The organism is Aurantimonas sp. A3-2-R12, from assembly GCF_036016755.1.
Classification (GTDB): Bacteria; Pseudomonadota; Alphaproteobacteria; order Rhizobiales; family Rhizobiaceae; genus Aurantimonas; species Aurantimonas coralicida_A.
In genome coordinates this window covers 1-3,432 of record NZ_JAYXIH010000096.1, presented here as the reverse complement: position 1 = coordinate 3,432, position 3,432 = coordinate 1, and the positions used below count along the sequence as shown (strand labels likewise).

Below are 3,432 nucleotides of genomic sequence, written 5' to 3'. Positions count from 1 at the left end.
GCCCAAAGCTCCAGCGTCGTCTCGATCGATGCGCCCATCATCCATGACCTCCGAATCATGGTCGCCCATGGATTCAGAACTCGTCGAAAGACGCAACTGTAATGCTAGGGACCGCGGCATCTCTCGAAAACCGTGGCAACCGGTCCACAAACGGGTGGACAGGCTCTCGGGCGCTCTCTATATAGCCGCTACCGAACGCCTCGGCGTCGTGGGTGATTAGCTCAGTTGGTAGAGCAGCTGACTCTTAATCAGCGGGTCGTAGGTTCGAACCCTACATCACCCACCATTCATTACAAACACTTAGCAGGCTTGGCCCCAGAACGGAGGCCGTAGTTTGCAGGTCAGTTTGCAACATCTGTTCTCCCTTCGTATCGCTCCCGTTTCCGTATGGCCTCCTCGGCAAGCTCGAATCGTCCGCCGAGATAATGCGCGTCCAAGATGTTCTCGACGTCCTTCAAGCTGTGCCCGGTGATTGACGCTATCTCGGGCACGGAGCAGCCCGACAGCGCGAGGCGCGTGACTGCGGTGCCCCTGAGGTCATGGAAGCGGAGATCGTCTATCCCTGCCTTCCCTGCGGCCTTCCCCCATGACGTGCGAAACCCGTCTTCGGTCCAAGGCTTGCCTCGGGTATTCGCCAGAATCGTGGTCGTCGTTCGGCCATTCTTGGCCGCGTCAAGCGCGGTGCGTAGAAGATCGCCGACAGGGATTTTAACCCGCGCTTTCGTCTTGCCTTGCCTCAGGCGAATGAACTGCCCGTCGTAAGCGGTCCATGAAAGCCGCAACAGGTCGCCTTCGCGCTGGCCTGTCCACAAGCCGAGCACAAGCGCCAGACGCAAAGGCTCAGATGCTGCGGACATCATCGCCTCGATATGCTCAGCGGACCAAATCTTCTCGGCCCGGTCGGCGATATAGATGCGTCCACCACGTTCGCAGACATTGATCGTGATCCGGCCATTGTCTTTGGCGACGGATAGAACCCGTGCGAGCGTCTGCCAAATGTAGTCGGCGGTGCGTGGCTTGTCGGCAAAGGTGTCACGCCATGTCTTGAAGTCGCCCCGCGCACGGCGATCCTGCACTACGGCGAGCGACATTTTCCCAAATCGCTTTTCGATCATCGCAGCATATCGATCATATGCTTTTCGGGTTTTAGGCGCTTTCGTCGTGTACTCAGACGATGCTTTGAACTCGGCAACCAGCGCGGCGAGCGTTCCGGTGGGCAGCCTCACGCGGTCTCTGTGGGCGTCTGTAAAAGCAACGTGGATCTGCGGGTCGTTCCGATCGCTAATAGGCGAACCGTCCGCGCGCCGTAGGAGTGGCCCACCGCGCCAAGCGTAGAAGTACCGGCGAGACGTGCCGTCCGCCAAAACTTTGGTCGCCGTCGCCAGCCCCTTTAGTTCAACCCTCATCTTGCATCTTCCATGCGAGGTAGGGGTCTTCTGGCAGTGGATTGTCATTCGCGGCCGTCATCTTCCTGACGCTGGCCTCAAGCTCTACGCGGCTCCACCGTCGAAGGCCGGGCAGGGGCTTGGGCATGATGCCTAGTGACACCCACCGGGAGAACGTCGAAGGGTGGCAGGAGCAAGCTCGAGCCGCGTCTGTCCTAGTGAGGAGCAAGGGAGCGTGGTTATCGTTGGCGGCCTGACGCGGCATCACTCGGCTCCCATATTCGGCTCGACCCATTCGCCCCATTTTTCGTGCGGGACAAACCTGGCACCGTTGGCTTCCAGCACTGGCCGGATTTTACGAAGGGTCGCCGGCTTTAGCTCGGCGCCCGTCTCTAGCTTCGTGATTGTCGCGGTGGACACATCGGCCGCAGCAGCGAGCTCGCGAACGGTGAGGCCGGCTATAGTTCGCGCCGTGCGGTAGAGCATCATGGAGCGAAAAACCGGGTTGGGGGGTAATGGAGCCATTGCTACCTTGTATTACAAAACTGCTACAAAGTCAATACTCCAAACTCTCGGATGTGAACGACATCCCTGCCGAAAGGCCAGGCTGACATTTGGCTCATTCTGAGCTGATCGTCGAACTTACCTCCGTCATGCTCAGAAGGGATTTTTCAACAAAGTTTAGGCGGTCCTGCCCCCAGAACCGCTCACCACCTAGAATATATGTTGGAGCACCGAATGCGCCTTTCGCGACGGCCTCCAGCGTTGCGGCCTCGTAGGCTTTGCCGACATCAGCCGAGGCAGCATGGCGAAATAGCGCCTCGGTGTTGACGTCGCCTTCGGCTGCAATTGCGTGGAGGGTCGTCTTGTCCGCAATATTGCGCTCTTCAAGCCAGATTGCTGCTAGAAGACGGCCCGTCAAAGCGAGCGCGTCGTACCCCATATCGGATGCGGCGAGGATGAGCCGGCTCGCCGGTTCGTGTGCTACCGGATAATACCGGGGTTCGAGAGTGAGCGGTATGTTCAACGCTTGGCTCCAGCGTTCAAGCTCAATCTGCCGATAACTCTGACGTTCTGGTGCGCGGTTGCGAAAAACAGTGCCGCCTGTACGTGCGAAAACCTCTACCATGTCGACCGGCAAGATTCGTACGGTCGCTCGAAATTGTCTCGCGATCCGGCAGAATCGCGCATGGCCGAGATAGGTCCAGGGGCTCGCAACACTCAGGACGTAGTCGATGCGCGGCGAGGAACTCTGATCGTGTTCAGAAACCGAGGGCACGGGGTACGCTCGTTGAGATGAACGGAGCGTAGGCGATGAGGATCACCGCAGCCGCGCTGGCCAGATAAAACGGCATTAGCGCCCTCACGATCTCTTTGACTGGCAACCCACTCACCGCCGAACCGACAAAGAGGCATAACCCTACGGGTGGTGTAATATGACCCAGCGCTAGACAGGTGATTGTAACCATGCCGAAATGCAAGGGGTCCATTCCAAGTGTCAACGCAACTGGGTAAAGAATGGGCGTAACAATAATGAGCGCTTCTGTTGGTGCCAGAAAGGTTCCAAGAATAAGAAGAAGTATCATGTAACCTGGAAGAAATACCGCAGGTGATAAGCCCCCAAGTAATTCGGCGGCAGCGTAAGGTACACGGTCGAACGCTATCAGCCAACCGAATGCGCCGGCGAACGATAAAATCAAAGCAACCACACCTGTGAGAACAACAGAATCCTTCAATATTTCTCGAAAGTCTCTGACTTTCAGTTCTCTGTGCACTAACATTGATACTAGGGTTCCGTAGACAACGGCGATCGCGCCAGCTTCTGTTGCTGTAAAGACTCCCGAGACAACGCCTCCAATGATGATGACGACGGTTAGAAGGCCTGGGATGGCGTCCAGAACAATGAAGGCGGCTTCGCGTAGCGGCACCCCTGTGGAAAGAGGTGGCTCGGTTTGTCTGAACAGGCTCGACGGCTTGATAAGTGGATCGTCTGCCGGGTTTTATGCCGCTGCGAGAAGCGGTTGATTGAAGTAGGCGTGGTCCGGAG

The 3,432-nt window shown here is 57.4% G+C and carries 4 protein-coding genes and 1 tRNA gene; 1 reads left to right on the top strand and 4 read right to left on the bottom strand.

All coding sequences use genetic code 11. The features are described from left to right. Nucleotides 1-210: 210 nt before the first annotated feature. Nucleotides 211-286, top strand: a tRNA-Lys gene (locus VSX60_RS22035). Nucleotides 287-341: 55 nt separating this feature from the next. Here VSX60_RS22035 and VSX60_RS22030 read toward each other — a convergent pair. The 4 genes from VSX60_RS22030 to VSX60_RS22015 all read right to left on the bottom strand — a co-directional run bounded on the left by VSX60_RS22030 (nucleotide 342) and on the right by VSX60_RS22015 (nucleotide 3,313). After that, the gene (locus tag VSX60_RS22030; protein WP_327626380.1) at nucleotides 342-1,226 is read right to left on the bottom strand and encodes a tyrosine-type recombinase/integrase; all 885 of its coding nucleotides are present in this window, start codon (nucleotides 1,224-1,226) and stop codon (nucleotides 342-344) included. 423 nt (nucleotides 1,227-1,649) lie between these two features. After that, on the bottom strand, nucleotides 1,650-1,874 hold the full coding sequence (locus VSX60_RS22025; protein WP_327626379.1) for a helix-turn-helix domain-containing protein: 225 nt from the start codon (nucleotides 1,872-1,874) through the stop codon (nucleotides 1,650-1,652). 130 nt (nucleotides 1,875-2,004) lie between these two features. Beyond that, nucleotides 2,005-2,664: a 2-hydroxychromene-2-carboxylate isomerase gene (locus VSX60_RS22020; protein ID WP_327626378.1), complete on the bottom strand. Its 660-nt coding sequence runs from the start codon at nucleotides 2,662-2,664 to the stop codon at nucleotides 2,005-2,007. Continuing rightward, nucleotides 2,648-3,313, bottom strand: a complete 666-nt coding sequence (locus tag VSX60_RS22015) for a TRAP transporter large permease subunit (protein WP_327626377.1) — start codon at nucleotides 3,311-3,313, stop codon at nucleotides 2,648-2,650. The genes VSX60_RS22020 and VSX60_RS22015 overlap by 17 nt, the downstream gene beginning before the upstream one ends. Nucleotides 3,314-3,432: the final 119 nt, after the last annotated feature.